Consider the following 24,049-nt stretch of genomic DNA (forward strand, 5'->3'; position numbering starts at 1 on the left):
GAACGATGAGCGGCCAGAGAGTGTCGCGGACAGCGGACCACTGCGAAGGGCGCGGTGCCGGGCACGATTGCTGGGCGGGGGCGCGGACTGCGAGGATCGCTCCGAGGGCAAGAGCCGACGCCACGATGGGGAGCAGGGAGCGGGGAGCGGTACCTCCCGGTGCCAGCCGCGACGCCAGCCAGCCGCGAAGGGCATCCCAAGGTACCGCTCCCCGCTCGCGGCTCCCCAACGACACCCAAGCGCAGGCAGCGCCGAGAACTCCAGAGGATTCCATGGCTACAGTAGTCCAGCTCACCGCCGAACCACGCACCGCCGCCCGCAAGAAGGGCGCGAAGGCGCTTCGGAACGCCGGCAAGGTCCCGGCCGTCATCTACGGGCACGGCCGCGAGCCGGCGACCCTGTCCATCGACGGTTTCGACTTCGGCCGCCTGCTCCAGGGCATCACTCCCGAAAGCACGATCGTGGAGCTGACGGTGAGCGGCACGACGGTCAGGACGCTGATCCGCGAAGTGCAGCGTCACCCGCTGAAGCCGGGCATCGTCCACGTGGACTTCTACGAGATCCACGCCGACGAGAAGATCCGACTCGAGGTGCCCATCCACCTGGTCGGCATCCCGGACGGCGTCCGGAACCAAGGCGGCACGCTGGACCAGGTGCTTCGCACGGTGGAGATCGAGGTGCTTCCGGCGAACATCCCGGAGCGCGTCGAGCTGGACACGACCCTGCTCGTGATCGGCAAGTCGCTGCACGTGTCGGACCTCGTCATTCCGAACGCGGAGATCCTGACCGACGGCTCGCTGACCATCTGCACCGTCGCGCCGCCGCGGGTCGAGGAAGTCGCGGTGGTGGCGGCGCCGGAGGGTGTGGTCGCCGAGGGCGCCGAAGCAGTGGCCGCGGCGGAGCCGACCGAGCCCGAGCTCATCCGCAAGCGGAAGGCGGAAGAGGAAGAAGCCGAGGAGTAGCCGGCCGCGGCCCTCAAGCTCATCGTCGGCCTCGGCAACCCGGGCGCCGAGTACGCCGACACCCGGCACAACGTCGGGTTCTGGCTCGCCGACGCGCTGGCCACGCGCTGGAAGCTGCCGCGCTTCAGACGCGAGGGGCGCTCGCTGGCGACCGGCGGAGACACCCCGAACGGCCCGGTCCATCTCCTCAAGCCGCAGACCATGATGAACGACTCGGGGCGCGCGCTGTCCGGATTGCGCGCCCCCGAGGCCGGCGCCCCCCTCGACGACCTCCTCGTCCTGGTAGACGATTTCGCGCTCCCCGTGGGCGCCTTCCGCATCCGATCCAGGGGAAGCGCGGGCGGGCACAACGGGCTCAAGAGCATCGAGCAACAGGTGAACACCCAGCACTACGCGCGCCTGCGCATCGGCATCGGCCCGCTGCCGGTCGGGACGAACGGCTACCGCGACTTCGTACTCGAGGTGCCTCCGAGGGACGAGCGGCGGGAGATCGAGGAGCTGCTGCCGGTGATGTGCGAGGCGGTGGAGTGCTGGATGGATGAGGGGGCGGAGAAGGCCATGGCGCGCTTCAACAAGCAGACCAAACCGACCGCGGAGGACTCCGAGTGAACGCCCAGCTCGCGCTGGGGGCCGCACCCCTCGGCGCGCTCGGCCTCGCCGCGGCGTGGCTCGTCTACCGCTGGATCCGGGCGCAGCCGGACGGCAACGAGACGATGCGCGGCATCGCTCAGCTCATCCAGGCCGGCGCGCTGGCTTTCCTGCGACGCGAGTACGTCGCGCTTCTGCCGTTCGTCCTGGTCGTCGCGTTCCTGCTCGGATGGGTGGTGCACCCCGCGACCGGCCTGGCGTACGCCGCCGGCGGCGCCTGTTCCATCCTCGCCGGACTCTTCGGCATGACGGCCGCCACCCAGGCCAACGTCCGGACGTCCGAGGCGGCGCGGTCGAAGGGGCAAGCTTCGGCGCTCCGGGTCGCCTTCTTCGGCGGAAGCGTCATGGGACTGGCGGTCGCGAGTCTTGGCCTCGTGGGCATCGGTGCCGTCCTGGTGCTCCGCCACGCCGGCGACCTCGCCACCGGACCCGCCTGGCGCGCCTTCTCCGAGGTCATCGCGGGGTTCGCGATGGGCGCGTCGTCCGTCGCCCTCTTCGCTCGGGTGGGCGGCGGGATATTCACCAAGGCGGCGGACGTCGGCGCCGACCTCGTCGGCAAGGTCGAGGCGGGCATCCCCGAAGACGACCCGCGCAACCCGGCCACCATCGCCGACAACGTGGGTGACAATGTCGGAGACGTGGCCGGCATGGGCGCCGACATCTTCGAGTCGTACGTGGGCGCGGTCGTTGCCACGATCGCCATCGGCGCGACGCTGCCCGGCATCGCGGACCGGCTCAACGCGGTCGCACTGCCCGTGGTGTACTCGATGATCGGCCTCGTCGCGAGCCTCATCGGCATCACCGCGCTCCGGCTCTTCGAGCGCGGCAACCCGGCCGCCGCCCTCCGCTGGACGACTATCGTCGCGGCCCTGCTCTTCCTCGCCGCGGCCTACGCGGTCACCGCGAAGCTCCCCATCGCCTTCGCCGAGGGCGGCCGAGTCTACGCCACGCTCGGGCCGTTCTGGGCGGTGCTCGCGGGCACGGTGAGCGGCATCCTCATCGGCGCGGTGACGGAGTTCTACACCGGTGCGAGCCCGGTGCGCACGATCGCCCTCGCCTCGGAGACCGGTCCCGCGACCAACCTCATCGCCGGGCTCTCGGTCGGCATGGCCTCGACGGCGATCCCGGTCCTCATCATCTGCGCGGCGATCTACGTCTCGTACGCGAGCGCCGGACTCTACGGCATCGCGATCGCGGCGGTCGGCATGCTCGCTACGGTCGGCGTCACGATGACGGTGGACGCCTACGGCCCCATCGCCGACAACGCCGGCGGGATCAGCGAGATGAGCCGGCTCGGCCCGGAGGTCCGGAAGATCACCGACGGCCTGGACGCGCTGGGCAACACGACGGCCGCCATCGGCAAGGGGTTCGCGATCGGTTCCGCGGCGCTCACCGCCCTCGCCCTGTTCAGCGCCTACACCACGGCGGTCGGCCTCACGACCCTCAACCTCCTGGACCACCGCGTCGTCATCGGCCTCTTCCTCGGCGGGATCCTTCCCTTCTTCATCGCCTCGCGCACCATGACCGCGGTAGGCCGCGCGGCGCAGGGGATGGTGGAAGAGGTGCGGCGCCAGTTCCGCGAGATCCCGGGACTGATGGAAGGCACCGCGCAACCGGACAGCGCGCGGTGCGTGGACATCTCGACCCGCGCGGCGCTTCGGGAGATGGTGATCCCCGGGGTGAGCGCCGTGGTGGCGCCCGTGCTGGTCGGCAAGACGCTCGGCGTCGAAGCGTTGGGCGGCTTGCTCGCGGGCGCGACCCTCACCGGGGTGTTGCTCGCGCTATTCATGGCGAACGCCGGTGGCGCCTGGGACAACGCCAAGAAGTACATCGAGGGCGGAGCGCACGGCGGCAAGGGCTCGGCGCCGCACCGGGCCGCGGTGGTGGGCGACACCGTCGGCGATCCGTTCAAGGACACCGCCGGGCCGTCGATGAACATCCTGATCAAGCTGATGAGCGTGGTGAGTCTGGTGCTGGCGCCCTGGCTGGTCTAACGGCTTTCGCCCCGCACAACCGTCGGTTATCTTTGACCCCTACATGCCACCTGCTCCCTCCCACACCAGGCGGGGGCCGTTCAGACCAAAGGGAGGTGTTCGTGACCCGTCGGTACGAAGTCGTATACCTATTCGAAACCGCGCTGGATGAGGCCGCCGTCAACGAGCGGCTCGCCCGGTTCCACGCCCTGCTGGGCGCGGAGACCGCGGTGAACGTCAACCATTGGGGCAAGCGGACTCTCGCCTACTCGATCAAGCGCCGGGAGGCCGGCTACTACGTCGTGGCGCAGTTCGAGGCGGAGCCTTCGGTGCTGCCCGAGTTCGAGCGGGCCATCAAACTCGATGACGGCGTGGTCCGGTTCCTCGTGGTCCTGAGGGAAGCCGAAGCGCCCGCACCCGCGGCGGTCGAGTCGGCCGTCGCCGCCGAGGAGGACGAGGAATGATGATGATGAAGTCGCGGAACAAGACGTGTCCCGTCTGTGAGGCGGGCGCCCGCGTGCTCGACTACAAGGACGAGCGCACCCTCGGCCGCTTTCTGACCGACCGCGGCAAGATACTCCCGAGCAGGCTAAGCGGGATGTGCGCCCGTCACCAGCGACAGCTGTCCACCGCCATCAAGCGCGCGCGCCAGCTCGCGCTGCTGCCGTACATCAAAGGGTACGGCCAGTAGCCTGAGTCGCCGCGTCCTCCGCTGGACCGGCGGGGGGATCTGCTACCTCGGGGTCGCGTTCGTCAGTCCGATCGCACTCGTGGCCCTGCCGCTTGCCGCGTTGCTCGGATTCCAGCGGCCCGGCAGGCGAGAGGCGGCCGTGGCGGGCGTCCTGGTCGCGCTGGTGGCTTGGAACGCCCTTGCCCCGGCGGACGATTTCGCGCGCTTCGAGCGGGCGTGGGTCTTCCTGCTTGCGGGCGGGCTGGTGGTCGCTTTGGCTTGGCGGCCGCCGGCTGCGGTGGGGGTGGTCGGCACGGCGCTCCTGGCGGTCACCCTGGCGGCGCTGGCCGGCGCCGTGCTCATGGCGCTCACGCGCTTCTCGTGGAACGAGCTCCAGTGGCTGGCGACGCGCCACTACGGCGCGCAGGTGCGCCTGGTGGTCGGTGCGCTCGCCGCGGCCACGGCGGGAACGCCCGCCGCAGCCGACAGCACCGCCGCGGGAAGCGCGATGGTGGACGCCTTGGAGCGATCGGCCAACGCGATGGTCCGGGTGGTCGGCGAAGTGCTGCCGGCCTTCGTGCTGGTGCAGTCGCTGGCGGCGATCGCGGTGGCGTGGGCGATCTACCAGGCGCTGGCCCGGGAGCCCGAGCGCGCGACGCTGCCTGCCATGCGCGACTTCCGCTTCAACGACCATCTGATCTGGGGCGTGGTGCTCGCACTGACGGCGCTGGTGATCGCGCCCGGCCTGGCCGCGATGGGAGTTGTCGGAACGCGAGCGACCGGCGTGACGCGGCTGGTCGGCGAGAACCTGGCGGTCTTCTTCGGCAGTCTGTACCTGATCCGCGGCATGGGCGTCGGGTCCGCGGTCGCCGCGGCGGCAGGGTTCAAGGGACCTGCGGCATTCGTCTTCGGCCTCGTCGCCACGCTCTTCCTGATGCCGATCGTGGTCGCCGTCGGACTCGCACTCGGAGTGACCGACACCTGGCTGGACTGGCGAACCCGGTTGAACAGAGAGAAGCGATGAGGGTTGAAAGACCAGGTATTTCTTCAACGTGTGGAGCCCGACAATGGACATCATCCTCCGACAGGACGTCGAGAAGCTCGGCAGCGCCGGCGAGGTCGTGACGGTCAAGGACGGCTACGCCCGCAACTACTTGCTGCCGCGCGGCCTGGCCTTCGAGGCTAACGAGAGCAACCGTCGCCGCCTGGAGGGCGAACGCAAGCAGCGCGACCGCAAGGTCGCGGCCGAGGTCGGGACCGCGCGGGACCTGGCGGCGAAGCTGGAGAAGGTCTCAATCACCTTCACTATGAAGGCCGGAGACGGCGACAAGCTCTTCGGCTCGGTGACGACGGCGGACATCGCCGAACGCCTGAAGGCCGAGGGGTTCACCATCGACCGGAAGGCGATCGAGCTCGACGAGCCGATCAAGGCACTCGGAGTCTACAAGGTGCCGGTACGCCTCCATCACGATGTGAAGCCGGAAGTCCGAGTCTGGGTGGTCAAGGAGTAGCGGCTTGGGTGTCGCGATCGGGTATCTCGACGGTCCAAGGCTCAGGCGGTCGTTCCTGGCGGCCACCCAGTGGGTGGGCGCCGGGCGCGAGGAGTTGAACCGGATAAACGTCTTTCCGGTCCCGGATGGCGACACGGGCACCAACTTCTGGCTCACGATGCGTTCGATCGCCGACGCCCTCCGGCGACTCGGCGACGCGCCGCTCCCCGAGGTCTCGCGCGCGGCGGCCCGGGCCGCGGTGATGGGCTCCCGCGGCAACTCGGGCATGATGCTCTCCCACTTCCTCCTCGGGTTCGACGAAGGCATCGGCGCGCGGTTCCGCATCCGCGCGCGCGAGCTCGCCGGAGCGATCCGCAGGGGCTCCGAACGCCTCCAGTCCGCGCTCGAGAACCCGGTCGAGGGCACCATCCTCACCGTCTGCCGCGAGGCCGCCGTGGGCGCCGAGCAGGCCGCCGAAGCGGGCTACGACGTGGGCGGCGTCCTCCGCGGCACCCTGAGCCACGCCGAGCAGGCCCTCGAGCGGACTCCCGAGCTGTTGGCCGTCCTCAAGGAGGCGGGAGTCGTGGACGCGGGCGGCAAGGGTTTCGTCCGCATGAAAGAAGGCGTGGTGCGCCTGATTGACGGTCGCCTGGAGGAGGAAGCCGCGACCGACGCGCAGGCGTTCGCGACTCCTGCGCCCGCGGGCCTCGCGGTGGTCGCGGGGGACCAGGACTTCCGGTTCTGCACCGAGGTGCTGGTCCGCGGGGACGCTCTCCCCTCCTCCACCGAGGCGCGAGCGGCGGTGCACGAGCTGGGCGGCTCCGTCCAGGTCGTGCGCACCCCGGACCTGCTCCGGGTGCACGTACACCTGGACGATCCGGAGCCGCTCTACCGAATGGCGGAGGGATGGGGCGAGGTCCTGACGCGCAAGGCCGAGGACATGCGCGAGCAGCACCGGATCCTCGCGACGGTCTCGCGGGCGGTGTCGGTCATCTGCGATACCTCGTGCGACTTGCCGGACGAAGTGCTCGACCGGCACGGCATCGGCCTGGTGCCGCTCCAACTCATCTTCGGCGACGAGGTGTTCCAGGACCGGAGCGGGATGGACGCCGCCGAGTTCTACCAACGGCTGAGACGAGGCCACCCTCATCCGACCACCAGCCAGCCCACGCCCGCTACGTTCACCGCCGCCTACGAGCATGCGCGCGCGGGCGCTGAGGAGGTGGTCGCAGTGATCGTCTCCGGGGCGCTCTCTGGCACGTACGCGAACGCCGAGGCCGCCCGCCGCTCCTTCGCGCCCGGTGGCGTCCACCTCGTCGACAGCCGGAGCGCCTCGCTCGGGGTGGGCTTCCTCGCGCTCCGGGGCGCGGAGCTGGCCGAGGCCGGCTGGCCGGCGGCCGACATCGTGCGGGAACTGGGGAGGCTCCGGGGCCAGTCAGGCGTGTTCTTCACGGTGGACACGCTCGACAACCTGCTGCGCTCGGGCCGGGTGTCGCGTGCCAAGGCGTGGCTGGGCGGGCTCCTCGACCTCAAGCCCATTCTTTCCATCGACTCGGGCGGGTTGATCACCCCGGTGGATCGGGTGCGGGGGCGCGGCGGGCTGCTCAAGCGCGTGCTGGGCCTCCTGGACGAAGCGCTCCCCTCCCGCCGCGAGCGGCTGCGGATGGGGGTCGTGCACGCCGACCTCCCCGAGGTGGCGGAAGAGGTGCGCGAAGCGCTCGCGGGGCGTTACCATCCGTACGAGATCGTCGTGTCTCCGTTGACGGCCGTCCTCGCCGCTCACACGGGGCCGGGAGCATGGGGCGTCATCTGGCAGGTCGAGGACGGCGCGCCCGCGCGCGAAGGGAACAAAACGGCGGGCGGAGCGCTATGACTAAGCAGCAACCTTCGCGCCCCGCACGCCGCCCGCGGCGTCGGCCGGATGGGAATGCGGCGCTCGACTGGGCGGTGGCCGCGTGCGAGGAACGGAAGGGCGTGGACGGCGTCGTCATCGACCTCCGGCACCTCAGCGACGCGACCGATTACTTTGTGGTGGTGTCGGGCACGTCGGACACCCACGTCCGCGCGATCGCCGAGCACGTCATCGAGGCGCTCAAGGGCCGAAGCGTGCGGGCCCACCATGTCGAAGGTCTGGCGCAGGGCCGCTGGGTGCTGATCGACTTCGTGGACTTCGTGGTCCACGTGTTCCACCCGACTCTGCGCTCGTTCTACCAGCTCGAGGGGTTGTGGGGCGACGCGCCGCAGCGCGCCGTGTAGGCCGACCCGGAGGGATCATGCGTCGAAGCATCGTTCTCGCCTTCGCCCTGAGCGTCGCCGTCCCGGGCGCGCTGCACGCGCAGTACTTCGGCCAGAACAAGGTCCAGTACGGCAGCTTCAACTTCCAGATAATCCAGACCGAGCACTTCGAGGTCTATTACTACGGGCGGGAGCGCACGGCGGCCCTCGACGGGGCGCGCATGGCCGAGCGGGCGTATGCCCGGCTGTCGCGCATCCTCCAGCACGAATGGCGCGAGCGGAAGCCGCTCATCCTCTACGCGTCCCAATCCGACTTCCAGCAGACCAACACCATCCGCGGCGACCTGGGAGAAGGCACCGGCGGCGTGACCGAGGCGTATAAGCACCGCATGGTGCTGCCCTTCACGGGCTCGTACGCCGACTTCGAGCACGTGCTCCAGCACGAGATGGTCCACGCCTTCCAGTACGACGTCTTCAGTCGCGGCCGCGCCGGCGCCGGCCTCAACGCGCTGCAACAGATCAACCCGCCGCTCTGGATGATGGAGGGGATGGCCGAGTACCTCTCAGTGGGGCCGGTCGACCCGCACACCACCATGTGGTTGCGCGACGCCGCGGTGGAAGGCCGGCTCCCGACGATCGAGCAGCTGACCTACGACCCGCGCATCTTCCCCTACCGCTTCGGCCACGCGCTGTGGGCGTACGTCGGCCAGAAGTGGGGGGACGAGGTCATCGGCGCGATCCTCCAGGGCACGATGACGGGCGGGGTCGAGCGGGCCTTCCAGCGGGTCCTGGGCGTCAGCCTCGAGCAGCTCTCGGACGAATGGCGCGACGCGGTCCAGACCATGTACCTGCCGCAGGTCGCCGAGCACCAGCGGGCGCGGCGGTTCTCCCGGGCCGTCCTCAACGAGCACAACTCCAAGGGCACGCTCCACGTCTCACCCCAGATCTCGCCGGACGGGCGGTCGATCGCCTACCTCTCGGAGCGCGACTTCTTCTTCGTGGACCTCTACCTGGCCGACGCCGAGACCGGGCGGGTCCGCCGCAAGCTGGTGCGATCCTCCATAGACCCGAACTTCGAGACCCTGCGGTTCATCAACTCGACCGGCTCCTGGTCCCCGGACGGGACCGAGTTCGCCTTCGCCGCCAAGAGCGGCGGGGAGGACGTGCTCGCTATCCTCGACGTGCAACAGGACCGGATCATCGGCCAGTTCCGGCTCGGGCTCAACGCGATCACCAACCCGACCTGGTCGCCGGACGGGGCACGGCTCGTCTTCACGGGCTACGACGGCGGCTGGTCCGACCTCTACGTCGTGGACGCCGACGGCCAGAACCTGCGCCGCCTCACCAACGACCGCTACGCCGACTTGCTGCCATCGTGGTCACCTGACGGCCACACGGTCGCCTTCACCACGGACCGCGGGCCCGACACCGACTTCAGCATCATGCGCTTCGGCAACATGCGGATCGGGCTGTACTACCTGGAGGGCGACTCGATCGCGATGCTGCCGGGAATGGAGACCGGCAAGAACACGAACCCCGTCTGGTCGCCGGACGGCAGGTCGATCGCGTTCCTGTCGGACCGGACCGGTATCAACAACCTGTTCCTGTACGAACTCGCCGGGCGCGAAGTCTACCAGCTCACCCGCGCCTACACCGGCATCTCGGGAATCACGGACCTCTCCCCCGCCATCTCGTGGGCACGCCAGGCCGACCGGCTCGTCTTCACGTACTTCGAGAAGGGCGAGTACAACGTCTACGCGATCGACGACCCGAGGTCGCTGAAGCGCGAGCCGTATCGCACGCCCGGGACCGACTGGCTGGTGCTGGCCAACGCGAGCGCGCTGCCGCTTCGGAGCGACGTGGCGTTCGGCCTGTCGCTCCGACGCCCGCCGGTGACTGACGCGCCCCTCGTGCAGCTACCCGCGCCCCCATCGCCCGTCGCGCCCTCGCCGCCGGCCACGCCCCCCGGAACGGCCACGCCTCCGCCCTCCCTGCCCAGCGCCGGCTCGATATACCGGAGCGCCGGCCGCCTGCGCCCCTCGGACACGCGGCCCGACCGGCCCGACAGCACCCAGCCGCCGCCGTTGTCGGTGGTGGCGCTGCTGGACAGCGCGACCCTGGCGCTGCCCGACACCACCGAGTTCGAGCTGCGCCCGTACCGCGTACGCTTCACGCCGGACTTCGTCTCCCGGCCGACTATCGGTTACCAGCGGGACAACTTCGGCCGCGGCTTCTTCGGGGGCACGGCGATCCAGCTCTCGGACATCCTGGGGAACCATATGATGGTCTTCTCGGGCGCCGTGAACGGGCGACTGTCCGAGGCGCAGGTCTTCGGCGCGTATGCCAACCTGTCGCACCGGTGGGCGTGGCTGACGGGCCTGTCCCAGGATCCGCTCTTCTTCTACGGATCCTCGTCCGATCGGGTCAACAGCGACGGCTCGATCGACGTGGTCCAGCGGTTGCGCCGGCTCGTGATCCGACAGGCGTTCACCCAAGCCTACTACCCGTTCAACCGGTTCAAGCGCATCGAGTTCGGAGCACGGCTGGTCAACATCAGCCAGGCGACCCTGAACCTGATCACCAGCTACGACCCGTTCGGGACCCCGTTCCAGGCTTACGACAGCGTGTCGAGCGAGGGCAGTATCACTTACGTCCAGCCGAGCGTCGCTCTGGTCTACGACAACTCGCTCTTCGCATGGACCAGCCCGTTCTTCGGGCACCGGTACCGGTTCGAGGTGGCCCCGTCGTTCGGCGGGTGGCGCTACACGCAACTGCTCGGCGACTACCGCCGGTACGACATGATCAAGTTCCCGTTCAGCTTCGCTTCGAGGTTCGTGCTGCTCGGCCGGTTCGGGCGGGACGGGGAGCAGTTCCCGATCTTCATCGGCTCGCCGGACCTGGTGCGAGGGTACACTTTCGGCTCGTTCCGGGACAGCGACGAGTGCACCGCACCCACGGGCAATTCGCGCACGGGTTGCCCGGAGGTGGACCAGCTCATCGGCTCCCGGGTAGCGGTGGCCAACTTCGAGTTCCGGTTCCCGCTGATCCGCAACCTCACACTCGGCTTCCTCCCGGTCGGGTTCCCGCCCATCGAGGGCGCGCTCTTCTACGACGCGGGCATCGCATGGAACGACAGTACGGACCTGCGCTGGTCGCGGCCCGCCGGGGCTCCGGCCGACGGCATTCGCTCCCCGATGACGTCCTACGGGGTCGGCCTTCGCGTCAACATGCTGGGCTTCGCGGTGCTGCGCCTCGACTACGCCGTACCGCAGAACCGCCCCAGGAAGGGCGGTTACTGGATCCTGAGCCTGGGCCCGCCGTTCTGAGTCTGACGGACGGATGACGGACGGACAGACGGACGGAAGAGAGCAGGAAGTGGAGTTGACCCGGCGGTCTCAAGTGATCCCTGCACCATTCGCGGCGAACGGTCTAGGGCGTTGAGATTTGGAAAGAAACTTGCGGGACGCAACACTAGACTAGTCTAGCAGGTTGCTGAAAAAGTCGAAAGCACGGTCCGACGTCCTCGTTCTTGAGGCCGTGAAACCATGTCCGGTGCATCGATCCTCATTCTCCGGGCGAATCAGGAGGTCGCTCGTTCGCGAGCGGCGTACCGAAAAACCTTTTTCCGCAACCCGCTAGGCCAACAACCGACCGACGAAGGACTGGTCCGACACGCGGAAGATCAGGAACTCCACGCGGCCCGACACGACGATGCCACCTGTTGGGGCAGCCGGAAGCTGCAGGGAGACGTAGTAGTCACCCACGCGGAAGAAGCCGAACGTGGAGTCGTTGAACGGGTTGTCCCTGCCGCCGCCGTAGAGGTCGCGGATTGCCTTGCGGGTCGCGCCGAGGAGTTGGTTGCAGGTGCGCGAGTCCGTCACGACCTCCTGTACCGCTCCGGGCGGCGGAATCGCGATGCCGAGCTGCGTTCGGATGCCGACGAAACCGGAGTCCGTAGCCGTGAAGACGTTCGCGACCAACCCGAGGTGCCCGGTAAGCTCGGCCGCCGGTCCGCACTTGGATTTCTGACCCAGCGCGGTCTCCGGGCGAGCGACAATGAGGATCGCGGCAGCCAGGACTGCGCTTCGGATGAGTGATTTCGATCGCATCGGTTTCAACCTCCCGTCGCGACGCAGGCGTTCGTGTTCATAGTGGTTGGCGGCACCAGCTGCCCGTTTACCTGCACCCACCGATCGATCCGGCCAGGCCCTATGACATACCCCGGATAGCCGGAAATCCCGCGTTCGCCCCCGCGTACGAGCAGTTCCTTGCCATCGCGCTTCCCGGGACCCGGACGGCTGAGCCCTGAGCGCCGGCGCGTTGCCGGAGGGATAGAGCCCGCCCACCTTGGGCGTGTCCCCCCGATCCCGGCCCGTTGAACGAGCCGCCGATTACCCACGGCGCCTGTCGTCCGGCCCGCAACACGGCGTAGAGGGCGTTCGGGTCGGCCGTATCGAATGCCACTGCGGCGTCCATGCGCCGCGCCCGCGCACTGTTGCGCCTGCGGTCCCCTGTCTTCTTCCGCCTTCCCACCACCGTCCGTCAGTCCGTCTGTTATCCGTCCGTCCTTCTTTCCAGCCCCGAAACCGGCTATTTTCCACCGTGCAAGGCAATCGCCTTTTCACACTCCCTCTGATCCTGTTTGTCGCGGCCTGCGCCGGCTCGCGGAGCGGCGGTTCCGCCGAAGGCGGCGCCACCGACTCGAGCGCCGGGGAGACCAGAACCGTCCCGGCGGTCGCGTTCCGGCTTCGCGCTGGTGGCGGGCCGCTGCGCGTCTATTCGCTGCCGGGCCTCGCGGAGACGCCGACGGGCGCGAGGGCCCGCGTCTCCCCGGCGCGATCCGCGATCGGCGTGGACATGGTGGGCCGACGGCTGCTCTACCGCGACAGTGCCGGCGCTACGATCGCCTTCGACCTGGTGGCCAACCGCGAGCGCGCCGTCTCGCCGGCCGGCGCCCTGGCCGCGCTCGCCTCCGACGGCACGCTGCTCACCGTGGACGCCGCCGGAGCCGTGACCGAGTCGCAGCCGTGGGGCACGCGCCCCTGGACGGGGACGCTGGGTCGCGGGGTGGACGACGCGTTCGCGGGACCGGGTGCCCGCCTCATCGCGATCCGGCGCCAAGGCGGCGATACGCTCCAGATCGCCACGCGGGAAGCGGGCGTCTCGCTCGCCGCGCCTGTCCCGAGGGCCGCGGACGAGATCGCGAGCCGCGACGGCGACGCGGTGGCTTTCGCCACCGACTCCGGCGTCGTCGTGATCGAGGATCGCGAGGCACAGCACCCCTGGTTCGTGCCGCTCTCCGGCCAGCCGCGCGCGATCGCCTTCTCGCCGTCCGGTCACCGGATCTACGTCGGGTTGCGCGAGAAGAGCGAGCTTGCGGTCGTGGACCGCTACACCCGCCGGGAGCGGCCCGCCATCGCGCTACCCGCCCCGGCCGCGGTCCTCAGGCTGGATCCGTGGGGGCGCGCGGTGCTGGCACGGCCTTCCGGCGGCGACGAGACCTGGGTGGTCGGCACAGCCCGCGAGCGGGTGACGGGTCGGCTCACCACCCCGTGGGCCTCCGACCTCCCAGCGGTGTCGGAGGACGGCGTGGTCCTGCTGCGGGAGGGTGACGCGGTCGTGGCGCGCGATCTGGGGTCGCTCGATTCGTTAGGCGCAGTCGCCGACGGCGCGGGCGACCTGTGGTTCGTAGGAAGGTTTGCGCCCACTTCTTCCACGTCGGGGGTGCGGCGGGATGTCCGCGCGTCGGACCCGACCCGCGCGCGCGCGCCAAGCCCCCGCGCCGCTCCCGCGAGTCTCTGGGTGCAGGTGTCGAATACGCCGAGCGAGCAGTGGGCTCGGGCCCTCGCGTCCGAGCTCACGGCGGCCCGGCACCCGGCCGAGGTCCAGCCGCCCGACGCGCCGGGCGGGGGGTGGCGCGTGGTGATGGGTCCCTACCGGTCGCGCGACGCCGCCGACTCTTCGGGCCGCTCGCTGGGACGGCCATATTGGATCTTCGAGCGCGCCCAGCGGCCGGGCGCGAAGCCGTGACGGGCGTGCAGCTCCTCCCCGCCACGCTGGGCCGGCACATCCCCGAGCTGCTGAGCGGGCGCAACGTCGTCGCCCTCGTCCCCGCCACCGGGTATCCCGCCTGGTCGGCGATGAACGCGTGGCGAGTGGCGCGGTCCGCCGCCGCGTCGGGCCGGCGCACCGTGCTGGTGGACTGCGTGGTGGACGAGCCGGTGCTCCACACCGTGGCCGGCGCGGCCAACGAGGAGGGGATCGTGGACGCGTTCCTCTACGGCGCGTCGCTCAACCACATCGCGCAGCCGCAGCCGGAGCCCAATCTCTTCTTCATCCCGGCCGGCACGTTCGCGCCCGATCCACAGCTGGTGTTGACCAGCCCGCGCTGGCGGCGCCTCTCCGCCGGCTTCCGCCACGAGGACGCGCTGCTCCTACTGTTCGTGCCTGAAGAGCGGCTCGCGTCGGTCGCGGCGGACCTGGACGGCATGGTGGTGCTGGCCCCCCAGGGCATGGACCTCGCTGCAGCCGAGGCGCCCGGGGTCGCGCAGGCGATCGGCAGGGGGCTTCCGATCCTCGCGGTGGTAGGGGTCGCGCCTCCGCCCGAGGAGGCGAGTGCCGCCGATCTCGCCCCGATCGTGGCACCGGCCGCCACGGCGCCGCACTCCGCTTCCCCTGACGCCGCGGGCGCGCGCCGGGCAAGACCCGCGCTCAGGCGCCGGGCCAGCGCACCGATGTCGTTGCTCGTCCCGCCGCCGCGGCAGGTGCCGTGGGCGCTTTACGCCGTGCTCCTGGTGCTCGCGGTCGGCGCAGTCGCGTGGCTCTATCGCGACGAGCTGGTGAGGCTCGCCGGGCGCGCGCCCACGCCGGAGCCACCAGCGCCCGCGTTCGTGCACCGGCTGCCACCCCCGCATCGGGTGGACTCGCTCAGCTTCGCGGTGCAGGTCTCGGCATGGCCGTCGCTGGCGCAGGCGCTCGACGCGCTGGACAGCCTCGAGGCGCGCGGTGTGCCGGCGTTCGTGACGCCGATCCGCCTCCAGAGACGGCGGAGCTGGTACCGCATCCACGCCGGGCCCATGGCCACCGGCGCGGCTGCCGACTCGGTCCTGGGTGCGCTGCGCGCGGCCGGTCGGGCCACCGCCGGCGCCGTCGTCGTCGAGGCGCCCCTGTCCATCGGGCTCGGAGGCGGCCTCACCCGCGATTCCGCCACCCTTGAACGGGCGCGGCTGCGCGCCGCTGGGCTGCCCGTCTTCGCGCTCGGCCAGGCCGACCGCCGCTTCCGGCTCTACGCCGGCGCGTTCGAGAACACCCCACAGGCCGCGATGCTGCTGGGGATAGTCACCTCAACCGGCGGTACGGGCGAGCTCGTGCCGCGCGTGGGATACGTGCCATGAAGCTTCGCCGTCTCGAGCTCTCCGGGTTCAAGTCATTCGCCGACCCGACTGAGGTCCTGGTCGAGGACGGCGTGACGTCGATCATCGGCCCCAACGGCTGCGGCAAGTCCAACATCTCCGACGCGGTGCGTTGGGTGCTGGGCGAGCACAACCCGCGGGTGCTCCGCGGCGCCCGAATGGAGGAAGTCATCTTCCAGGGCTCGGCGGGGCGGCGCGCGCAGAACGTCGCGGAGGTGGGGCTCTGCTTCGACAACAGCGACCGCACGCTGGACCTCGACTTCGCCGAGGTGGTGATAGCGAGGCGGGTCTCGCGGTCCGGAGAGTCCGAGTACCTCATCAACAACGCGCCGGTGACGCGGCGCGAGCTGCTGGCCAAGCTGGCAGGCACGGGGCTCGGCACCGACCAGAGCGTCGTGATCGAGTCGCGCATGGTGGACGCGCTCTTGTCCGACCGGCCGGATGACCGTCGCGCGCTCTTCGAGGAGGCGGCAGGCCTCGGTCTCTACCGCGACAGGAAGCGCAGCACGGAGCGGCGGCTCGAGGAAACGACCACTGACCTGGTCCAGGTCGAGAACCTGATCTCGGAGGTGCAGACCCGGGTACGCAGCCTCTCGCGGCAGCGGAAGAAGTCGGAGCGGTACACGGAGATGGTCGCCCGCCGCTACCAGCTCGTGGCCGCGCTGGCGCGGCACGACGTCTCGGCCATCGACGCGGCGATGCGGGGGCTCGACGAGCGGCGCCAGGTGCTGGCGACCCTGATCCCGGCGGCGCGCGCGGCGCTGACTGAACGCGAGCGCGAGCGGCAATCCGGGTTGGAGGCGCGCGCGGGGGCGGAGGCGCAGCGCGCCGAGGTGGAACGGCGCGTGGGCGAAGCGCGGCTCGCCGCCAACACGCTGGAGGGAGACCTCGCGCTCTCGGCGGAACGGTCGCAGAACGCGTCGGCGCGCAAGGAGCGCGCGCTCTCCGAGCGCGCGGAAGCTCAAGCGGCGGCGGTGCGGCTGGAACGGGAACGGGAGGCGGCCGCGGCGGAGCGTGGGTCGGCCGAGCGCGACCGAAGCGCGGTGCAGCTGGAGCTGGGCCTCAGGGTGCAGGCTGAAGACGTGACGCGCGAGGCGCTGGCGGTGAAGCGCGTCGAGTTGCGGGGGCTGGAGGAAGCCCTGCAGAAGCAGGCGGAGGAAGTGCGGCGGCATGGCGGCGAGCGGCAGGCGCTGGAGCGCGAGCTGGCGGACCTGCGCGAGGAGCTGTCGGCTGCCGAGGCGCGGCGTGCGGGGCTCATCCGGGACCGCGAGACAGCGGCGGCGCAGGAGGCGGAGGTCGGCGGGCGGCACGGGTCCCTGGCGGAGCGACTGGTGTCGCTGGCTCTGGAGGCGGACCGCTCGCGACACGCGCTGGCGGAGGCGCGGGAGCACGAGGCGCGGCTGCGGGCGGACCGCCGCGCCACCGAGGAGTCGCTGGCCCAGTCCGAGGCACGGCGCGACGCGCTGGCCCAGTTGGAGCGCGACCACGTGGGGCTCGCCCCCGCGGCGGCCGCGTTGCTCGAAACGCGCGACCGCTTCGAGGCGGGCGCGGTGCTCGGCCCGCTGTCGGATTTCGTGCGCGCGCGGCGCGAGGACGCGGCGGAGGCCGAGCACGTCCTCGGTGAGTGGCTGCACGCCGTCGTGGTGGCGGACCTTCGCGTCTGCGATGCGATCCACGCCTGGCATCGCGAGAGCGCGCCAGGCCCCCTGCTCCTTCTCCCGCTCGACCCCGGCCCGGTGGGCGGCGGCGAGCGCGGTGAGCTGGCCCAGCGCGTCTCCGGCGATGGGGCCGCGGCGCGGTGGGTGGAACGGCTCCTCGCGGGCGCGCGCCCGTTCGCCCCGGCGGGCGAGGCGATCATCCGCGCCAACGGCGCAGTGTACTTGCCCGGTCCCTCGAGCGCCGGCGGCCCGCTGCGCCGTCGTGCCGAGCTGGAGGCGCTGTCCGACGACGCATCGAGGCTCGCGAGCGATCTCGAGGAGCAGGACCGTACGCAGGCGGCCGCGGCCGCCCAGCTTGCCCGTGCCGAGCGTGAGGCGGCGGATGCGGAGGTGTCGGTCGAAGCGACGCGCGGCCTCGAGCGCCACGCGGCGGCGGAGTCCGACGATGCCCGCAGGCACGTCGCGCACGTAGAGCGCGACCTCGCCGTGGAAGAAGGCCTGGTCGCGCGGCTCACCGAACGGACCGCGGCCGTGGAGCAACGGCTCTCGGGCGTGAACACGGCGCTCTCCACCGGCGAGCTCGAGCGGATACGGCTCGAGGCGCGGCTCGAGGACGCGCGCGCGCGCCTCACCGAGCTGGAAGACGAACAGGAGGCGGCCCGCGAACGGCGGGTGCACTGGCAGGTGGAAGACGCTCAGGTCGGGGCGCGTTTCACGGCGGTACGGGAACGGGAGGAGCGCGCCGCGGCCGCGCTCCTGGAGTTCACCGCCCGGATAGACGCGCTCGCCGAAGAGGTCGGCGGGCTGTCAGCAGAGTTGGCGGCGCTCGAGAGCCAGCGCAACCTCTGGCGTGACGAGCTGGGAGAGCGGCGCGCCGCGCTGGCTGAGCTGGAGCGGGCCGCGGTGACGGCCACGGACGGTGTGGCGGGCGCGGAACAGGCCCTCACCGACTCCGAGACCCGGCTCGCGGAAGCACGCGACGGACTCACGGCCCACACCGAGGAGGGCCACCGGATCGACCTCGACGCCAGCGAGCTGTCCGGGTCGCGGCGCGTGATGGGCGAGCGATTGGCCGCGGAGTGGGGGAAGAGTCTCGACGAGATCCTCGCCGAGCCGGCCGCCGCTGAGGGCGCGCCCGACCTGCTTCGCGCCGAGGGTGACGAGCTGCGCCAGGCTATCGAGTCGCTCGGACCGATCAACGCGCTCGCCGTCGAGGAGCACGACGACGAGTCGAAGCGTCTCAATCACCTCGTCACGCAGCGCGACGACATCATAGCCGCCAAGAGCTCGCTCCAGCAGAGCGTGCGCGAGCTGGACGGGGTCGCGCGGGAGCGCTTCCTCACCACCTTCGACGCGGCGCGCGCCAATTTCCAGAGGGTCTTCGAGACGCTCTTCGGCGGCGGCTCGTGCGACGTCTTCCTCGTGGACCCGAACGACCCGCTGGACTCGGAGATCGAGATCCACGCCAAGCCGCGCGGCAAGCGCACCGAGCGCATCCACCTGCTCTCCGCCGGAGAGCGATCGCTGGTCGCGCTCTCGCTCCTCTTCGGCATCTACCTCTCCAAGCCGAGCCCGTTCTGCGTGCTAGACGAGGTGGACGCGCCGCTCGACGACGCCAACATCGCGCGCTTCACGCGGCTCCTCGACGAGTTCAAGGCGAACACGCAGTTCATCGTGATCACGCACAACCCGCGCACCATGGCCGCAGCGGACGCCGTGTACGGCGTGACGATGCAGGAGCCCGGGGTATCGAACGTGGTCTCGGTGCGGCTCGGCGATACCGAGACGCAGGCGGCCTAGGGTGCGCCTGGCCGTCCTCGTCGCCGCCCTCGCGGCCATCGCGGGGGCGGGCGCCAGGGCGCAGCAGCTTCCCCGCACCGTCTCGCCGCGCCTCGCGCGCGCCGCCCTTCGCCCCGACACGACCGTCCTCGCCTGGGTGATCGCGCGCCCCGGCGCCGACCTCAGCCGCCTCGCCGCGGCCGTCTCGGCCGCCGGCGGGAACGTGCGGCGCGTGAGCCGGTTCGTGAACGCCGTCTCGGCGACCATCCCCGGCGGAGCGATCCGCCCGATCGCGGCACGGCCGGAAGTCCGGCGCGTTCAGCCGCTGGGCGTGTTCGTGCGGCCGGAAGAAAGCGGGCACCGGCGCACGGACGCGCCGCCGCACGGCGCGGCGCCCGAGTGCTCGGTGCGCCCGTGCGCCGGTGCGCCCGTGCCCGCCACGTCCGACACCCTCTACGGCCCCGGCGCCTGGGCCGTCCAGCAGCTCAACGTACCCATCCTTCACCAACTCGGCCTGCGCGGCGCGGGCGTCCGCATCGCCATGCTGGACGGCGGCTTCAATACGTTGCACCCGTTCATGGCCGGCGCGCAGATCGTCGCGCAGCGCGACTTCGTCTACGGCGACAGCGTCGTCCGCGACCAGCCGGGCGAGGCGCAGAACGAGATGGTCCACGGCACGGCGACCTGGTCCCTCATCGCCGCCAACGCACCGGGACAGCTGTTCGGCGTCGCGCCATCGGCGCAGTTCATCCTCGCCAAGACCGAGTTCGGCCCCACCGAGACCCGCGTCGAGGAGGACAACTGGGTCGCCGCCGTGGAGTGGGCCGAGTCACTCGGCGTGGACATCATCTCCTCGAGCCTCGGCTATCTCTCCTTCGACGGCGGCTTCACCTACACCCCCGCGGAGCTGAACGGCGACATCGCCGTCACGACCGTCGCCGCCGACAGCGCCGCCGCGCGCGGCACCCTCGTCGTCATCTCCGCCGGCAACTCCGGCCCGTCGCTCCGTACCCTTGGCACGCCCGCCGACGCCGACTCGGCCCTCGCCATCGGCGCGACCGACTCCCTTGGCGCCGTCGTATCGTTCAGCTCGCGGGGGCCCACGGCCGACGGCCGCATCAAGCCGGAGTTGATCGCCCCGGGGTTCCAGGTGACCGTCGCCGCGCGCGACGGCGGGCTGACCTCCTTCTCTGGCACGTCGTTCGCCGCGCCGCTCGTCGCGGGTCTGGCGGCGCTGGTCCAGGGAGGCCGACTCGGCCGTCCGGCGATCGAGATCCGCCGCGGTCTCCTCGACGCCGCCAGTTCACGCTTCGCGCCCGACAACATCCGCGGCTACGGCATCCCCGACGCGCTCCGAGCCTTCGCCTTCCCCACCGGGCTGGAGCCGCTCGGCCCAACGGATTCCGTGCTCACGACGGTCACGCCCACGTTCGCCTGGGACGCCGGCACGCCGCCTCCCGGCGCCGGAACCAACGTCTTCCGCGTCACCGTGGGGACGGACCCCGCGCTCGCCGCCAGGATCATCGACACCACGATCAGCTCGTCGTCATTCACCCTGCCGGTCGCGCCCCGGCCGTCCACCCGGCTGTTCTGGAGCGTGACCGCGATCTCGGCGCTCGGTGCCCGCGAATCCACTGCCGTGCGCGGGCCGTTCGTCGTGCCGGCCTGGGTCACGCTGCGCACCTACGGTTCGCCGCGCGGCCACACTATCCGCGACTCCCTTCCCACCTTCGCGTGGTCGTCGCCGGGCGTTGCCGCGCCGCCGGGACCGTTCACCTACGACGTCTTCGTCTATCCGGCCTCGCGCGATCCGTCGCAGGCCGTGGCTGCCACTCGCGGGATCACCGACACGACGTTCCAGCCGCTCACGCCGCTCGAGCGGAACCTGCCTTTCCGCTGGCGCGTCGTGGCGCACCTCGGCACGGACAGCATCGCCGTCACGAGCCCCGGCACGATCGTCGTCATAGACGAGACGGTGCCGAGCGCGACCCTGCTGTTCCAGAGCTTCCCGAACCCGTTCCCGAACCAGGCCGTCGGCCTGACCTCCGCCTGCATCTGGTTCGACGTGAACCAGCAGGGTACCGTGCAGCTCGAGATCTTCGACCTCCGTGGCCGTCGGGTCCGGCGCCTCGCGCCAGCGGCCGGCGTGCCCCCGGTGCTGCCGGCCGGACGGTACGGACGTCCTGCGGGCGACGCGACCGGCACCTGCGACGATCGCTTCGCGTGGGACGGACGGGACGAAGCGGGAGCGTTCGTGCGGCCGGGAGTGTACCTTTACCGGTTGACCACGCCGGTATACCGGGACACGCGGCGCCTGGTCTTCCTGGGTCCGCCGTGAGCCTTCGGTTGGTGACTGTGGGCACGGGGACCGCAGCCCCGCACCCGGCGCGTTCGAGCCCCGCGCATTGGGTGGAGCGCGGTGAAGTGCGCCTGCTGATGGACTGCGGCGCGGGGACGCTGCATCGCCTGGCGGAGTTCGGCCTCGCTTGGGAGCACGTCACGCACCTCGCGCTGACGCATTTCCACCCCGACCACTTCGGAGAGGCGCCGGCGCTGCTCTTCGCGCTCAAGTGGGCGACGAAGCGAGCGGATCCGCTCGTCGTGCTGGGTCCGGTGGGCACCGTGCAACTGTGGAAGCGGCTGGCGGACGCGTTGGGGGGTTGGGTGACGAACCCGGGCTATCCGCTGGCGGTTCTGGACCTGCACCCCGGCGAGTCGTTCCCGCTCGGGGCGGATGTCGCGCTCGACGTCCATCGGACGCCCCACACGGAGGAGAGCGTGGCGCTTGGCATCGCCGCGCCGGACGGGCGGTTGGTGTATACCGGCGACACCGGGCCCAGCGACGAGTTGGGCGACTGGGCAAAGGGATGCGACCTCCTGCTGGCGGAGTGCTCCCTGCCGGACGCGCTGGCGATAGACATGCACCTTACGCCGCGGCAGGCGGGGGCGTTGGCGCAGCGGGCGGGGGCGAAGCGGCTGGTGTTGACGCACTTCTACCCGCCGGTGGAGCAGGTGGATATCGTGGCCGAGGCGGAGTCGGTGTATGAGGGGCCGGTTACGGTGGCAAATGACGGGGACAGGTATGAAGTTGGACAGTACGGAGACGGGCATGAAGGTGGACGGTAGAGTTGCAGCGTTGCAGGGTTGCAGCGGACGGCAGTTGAAAGGCGTCAGACTGCCCCCTGCAAACTGCGAGCCGCTGCAACTCTGCAACTCTGCAACTCCGGGAAGTCCTGTGACTCTGCAACTCTGGGAACCTGGATGCTGATAGTCATGCAGCATAACGCCACGACCGACCAGATCAAGCAGGTCGTAGAGACCATCGAAGAGATGGGTTACCAGGCGCGGCCGATGCCGGGCAAGCAGCGGACCGCCGTGGGGCTGGTGGGCAACGATGGGAAGGTGGACGCATCCCGGCTCAGCGCGCTCGGGGGCGTGCTCGAGGTCATCCACGTCACCCAGCCATACAAGCAAGTCTCGCGCGAATGGAAGTCCGAGAGCACGGTGATCAGGCTCCCCGGCGGCCTCACGATCGGCGGGGACGACGTGGTGGTGATGGCCGGCCCCTGCTCGGTGGAGGGCGAATCGCAGATCGTCGAGGCGGCCCGCGCGGTGCGCGACTCCGGCGCCGTGATACTGAGGGGCGGCGCCTTCAAGCCGCGGACCTCGCCGTACTCGTTCCAGGGCCTCGGAATGAAGGGGCTCGAGATGCTGGCGAAGGCGCGCGAGGAGACGGGGCTGCTGATAGTGACCGAGGCGCTCGACGCGCCGGGCGTGGACCTCGTCGAGCGCTGGGCCGACATCATCCAGATCGGTGCGCGCAACATGCAGAACTACCCGTTGCTGAAGCGCGCCGGGCAGGCGCGGAAACCGGTCCTCCTCAAGCGCGGCATCGCGGCGACGATCACCGAGCTGCTCCTCTCGGCCGAATACATCCTGGCCGAGGGGAACGCTCAGGTGATCCTGTGCGAGCGCGGGGTGCGCGGCTTCGATCCCGCGACCCGGTATCTGCTCGACCTCACCGCGGTGCCATTGGTGCATAAGCTGTCGCACCTCCCGATAATCGCCGACCCGAGCCACGGCACCGGGCTGCGCGACAAGGTCACGCCGATGGCGCGCGCGGCCGTCGCCGCCGGAGCCGACGGGCTGATCGTCGAAGTGCACCCGAATCCGGAACGCGCGCTCTCCGACGGGGCGCAGAGCCTCGCGCCGGAGCAGTTCACGGAGCTGATGAAGCAGTGCCGGATCATCGCCGAGGCCATCGGGCGGCGGGTGGCCGAGCCGGCGGGGGTGTCGTGAGCGGCCGGACGGCGGGACGGCGGAACGGCAGAACGAGGGAACGAGGGAACGAGGGAGTGATGATCCCTCTGGCGATCATCGCGATGGCGGTGCTCCTTCTTTCCACCGTTCCGTCGTTCGGCCGTTCCGCCCAGGCCCAAGCCCCCGGCCCCATCCTCGACCGTGCGGTGGCGGCCTACGGCAATGTGACTACGCTTCGGGCGCACTTCACCCAGAGCATCCGTGACCCGATGCTCGGATCGGACGAGACCTCGCGCGGCGAGTTCATCCAGCAACGGCCGAACAAGTTCGCGATGCGGTGGAGCCAGCCCCGTGGAGACCTGATCCTCGCCGATGGGCAGTACATCTGGGTCTTCCTCCCATCCTCCACGCCCAACCAGGTGGTGCGCAGCGCGCTCTCCAGCCGGACGGGTGAGACGGGGGACCTGGTGGCGGAGTTCCTCGACCGCCCGCGCGACCGGTTCACCGTGGCGTACCAGCGGGCCGAAGCCGTGGGGGCACGCGCCGCCGACGTCCTCGCGCTCACCCCGCGGGACCGCAACGCCGGCTACCGGCGGGTCCTGATCTGGGTGGACCGCCAGGACGACCTGGTCCGGCAGGTCGAGATCACCGAGGCCTCCGGCGCGGTCCGCCGCATGACCTTCGACCGGCTGAAGGTCAACCAGCCGATCCCATCCTCGACCTTCGCGTTCCGGCCGCCTGCGGGCGCGCGCGTGGTGGACGCTACGCACTGACCCTGCGGCATTCCTTCCCACGCACCTGTTGAACGGCTACGACATCCGGACCGTGCAGGAGCTCTTGGGGCACCGGGACGTGGCGACCACCATGATCTACACCCAAGTGCGGAACCGCGGCGGCGTGGGGGTCAAGAGTACGGCGGACCGGCGGTGAAGCCGACGGCGGCGTGACCCCATGCCGGGAGC

Annotated in this window: 18 protein-coding genes and 1 pseudogene; 18 read left to right on the forward strand and 1 reads right to left on the reverse strand. The window is 70.7% G+C overall.

All coding sequences use genetic code 11. From position 1 onward, the window contains the following. The first annotated feature begins 272 nt into the window (after positions 1–272). The 10 genes from Q8Q85_03740 (at position 273) to Q8Q85_03785 (ending at position 11,304) form a co-directional block, all read left to right on the forward strand. A complete protein-coding gene (locus tag Q8Q85_03740; protein MDP3773358.1) occupies positions 273–962 on the forward strand; it encodes a 50S ribosomal protein L25 in 690 nt (229 codons plus the stop codon). Positions 963–983: 21 nt separating this feature from the next. Then, positions 984–1,571: an aminoacyl-tRNA hydrolase gene (pth, locus tag Q8Q85_03745; protein ID MDP3773359.1), complete on the forward strand. Its 588-nt coding sequence runs from the start codon at positions 984–986 to the stop codon at positions 1,569–1,571. After that, positions 1,568–3,604: a sodium-translocating pyrophosphatase gene (locus Q8Q85_03750; GenBank protein ID MDP3773360.1), complete on the forward strand. Its 2,037-nt coding sequence runs from the start codon at positions 1,568–1,570 to the stop codon at positions 3,602–3,604. The genes pth and Q8Q85_03750 overlap by 4 nt, the downstream gene beginning before the upstream one ends. 101 nt (positions 3,605–3,705) lie before the next feature. Further along, positions 3,706–4,047, forward strand: coding sequence for a 30S ribosomal protein S6 (gene rpsF, locus Q8Q85_03755; GenBank protein MDP3773361.1), 342 nt, complete (start codon positions 3,706–3,708; stop codon positions 4,045–4,047). Next, a complete protein-coding gene (gene rpsR, locus Q8Q85_03760) occupies positions 4,047–4,274 on the forward strand; it encodes a 30S ribosomal protein S18 (GenBank protein ID MDP3773362.1) in 228 nt (75 codons plus the stop codon). Before rpsF ends, rpsR begins: the two co-directional genes overlap by 1 nt. A 70-nt stretch (positions 4,275–4,344) precedes the next feature. Then, entirely contained in the window at positions 4,345–5,277 is a 933-nt protein-coding gene (locus tag Q8Q85_03765; GenBank protein MDP3773363.1) for a DUF2232 domain-containing protein, read from the forward strand. 43 nt (positions 5,278–5,320) lie between these two features. After that, complete coding sequence (gene rplI, locus Q8Q85_03770; GenBank protein MDP3773364.1) at positions 5,321–5,764, forward strand: 50S ribosomal protein L9; 444 nt, start codon at positions 5,321–5,323, stop codon at positions 5,762–5,764. A gap of 4 nt (positions 5,765–5,768) precedes the next feature. After that, complete coding sequence (locus Q8Q85_03775; protein ID MDP3773365.1) at positions 5,769–7,616, forward strand: DegV family protein; 1,848 nt, start codon at positions 5,769–5,771, stop codon at positions 7,614–7,616. After that, a complete protein-coding gene (rsfS, locus tag Q8Q85_03780) occupies positions 7,613–7,999 on the forward strand; it encodes a ribosome silencing factor (GenBank protein ID MDP3773366.1) in 387 nt (128 codons plus the stop codon). Before Q8Q85_03775 ends, rsfS begins: the two co-directional genes overlap by 4 nt. A gap of 17 nt (positions 8,000–8,016) precedes the next feature. Beyond that, entirely contained in the window at positions 8,017–11,304 is a 3,288-nt protein-coding gene (locus Q8Q85_03785) for a hypothetical protein (protein MDP3773367.1), read from the forward strand. Positions 11,305–11,613: 309 nt separating this feature from the next. On the opposite strand, the gene Q8Q85_03790 is transcribed toward Q8Q85_03785, so the two are convergent. Beyond that, complete coding sequence (locus tag Q8Q85_03790; GenBank protein MDP3773368.1) at positions 11,614–12,087, reverse strand: hypothetical protein; 474 nt, start codon at positions 12,085–12,087, stop codon at positions 11,614–11,616. Positions 12,088–12,580: 493 nt separating this feature from the next. Here Q8Q85_03790 and Q8Q85_03795 point away from each other — a divergent pair, with 493 nt between their 5' ends. The 8 genes and pseudogenes from Q8Q85_03795 (at position 12,581) to Q8Q85_03830 (ending at position 24,017) form a co-directional block, all read left to right on the forward strand. Then, entirely contained in the window at positions 12,581–14,008 is a 1,428-nt protein-coding gene (locus Q8Q85_03795; GenBank protein ID MDP3773369.1) for an SPOR domain-containing protein, read from the forward strand. Continuing rightward, on the forward strand, positions 14,005–15,372 hold the full coding sequence (locus Q8Q85_03800) for an SPOR domain-containing protein (protein ID MDP3773370.1): 1,368 nt from the start codon (positions 14,005–14,007) through the stop codon (positions 15,370–15,372). The genes Q8Q85_03795 and Q8Q85_03800 overlap by 4 nt, the downstream gene beginning before the upstream one ends. Beyond that, entirely contained in the window at positions 15,369–18,848 is a 3,480-nt protein-coding gene (locus tag Q8Q85_03805; GenBank protein ID MDP3773371.1) for an AAA family ATPase, read from the forward strand. Before Q8Q85_03800 ends, Q8Q85_03805 begins: the two co-directional genes overlap by 4 nt. Before the next feature lies 1 nt (position 18,849). Continuing rightward, complete coding sequence (locus Q8Q85_03810) at positions 18,850–21,165, forward strand: S8 family serine peptidase (GenBank protein MDP3773372.1); 2,316 nt, start codon at positions 18,850–18,852, stop codon at positions 21,163–21,165. Continuing rightward, positions 21,162–21,953: an MBL fold metallo-hydrolase gene (locus Q8Q85_03815; protein ID MDP3773373.1), complete on the forward strand. Its 792-nt coding sequence runs from the start codon at positions 21,162–21,164 to the stop codon at positions 21,951–21,953. The genes Q8Q85_03810 and Q8Q85_03815 overlap by 4 nt, the downstream gene beginning before the upstream one ends. Positions 21,954–22,088: 135 nt before the next feature. Then, on the forward strand, positions 22,089–23,126 hold the full coding sequence (gene aroF, locus Q8Q85_03820) for a 3-deoxy-7-phosphoheptulonate synthase (protein ID MDP3773374.1): 1,038 nt from the start codon (positions 22,089–22,091) through the stop codon (positions 23,124–23,126). Positions 23,127–23,185: 59 nt separating this feature from the next. Continuing rightward, positions 23,186–23,860 (forward strand): outer membrane lipoprotein carrier protein LolA, encoded by a 675-nt coding sequence (locus Q8Q85_03825; GenBank protein ID MDP3773375.1) that lies wholly within the window; start codon positions 23,186–23,188, stop codon positions 23,858–23,860. Between the two features lie 25 nt (positions 23,861–23,885). Then, positions 23,886–24,017: pseudogene (locus tag Q8Q85_03830) on the forward strand (tyrosine-type recombinase/integrase). Positions 24,018–24,049: the final 32 nt, after the last annotated feature.

It is taken from the genome of Gemmatimonadales bacterium (assembly GCA_030697825.1).
GTDB lineage: Bacteria > Gemmatimonadota > Gemmatimonadetes > Gemmatimonadales > JACORV01 > JACORV01.

Coding starts and splice junctions, on each gene's coding strand:
- Q8Q85_03740 (MDP3773358.1), top strand. CDS start 273: ATGGCTACAGTAGTCCAGCTCACCGCCGAACCACGCACCGCCGCCCGC.
- rpsR (MDP3773362.1), top strand. CDS start 4,047: ATGATGATGAAGTCGCGGAACAAGACGTGTCCCGTCTGTGAGGCGGGC.
- rplI (MDP3773364.1), top strand. CDS start 5,321: ATGGACATCATCCTCCGACAGGACGTCGAGAAGCTCGGCAGCGCCGGC.
- rsfS (MDP3773366.1), top strand. CDS start 7,613: ATGACTAAGCAGCAACCTTCGCGCCCCGCACGCCGCCCGCGGCGTCGG.
- Q8Q85_03785 (MDP3773367.1), top strand. CDS start 8,017: ATGCGTCGAAGCATCGTTCTCGCCTTCGCCCTGAGCGTCGCCGTCCCG.
- Q8Q85_03790 (MDP3773368.1), bottom strand. CDS start 12,087: ATGCGATCGAAATCACTCATCCGAAGCGCAGTCCTGGCTGCCGCGATC.
- Q8Q85_03805 (MDP3773371.1), top strand. CDS start 15,369: ATGAAGCTTCGCCGTCTCGAGCTCTCCGGGTTCAAGTCATTCGCCGAC.
- aroF (MDP3773374.1), top strand. CDS start 22,089: ATGCTGATAGTCATGCAGCATAACGCCACGACCGACCAGATCAAGCAG.
- Q8Q85_03825 (MDP3773375.1), top strand. CDS start 23,186: ATGATCCCTCTGGCGATCATCGCGATGGCGGTGCTCCTTCTTTCCACC.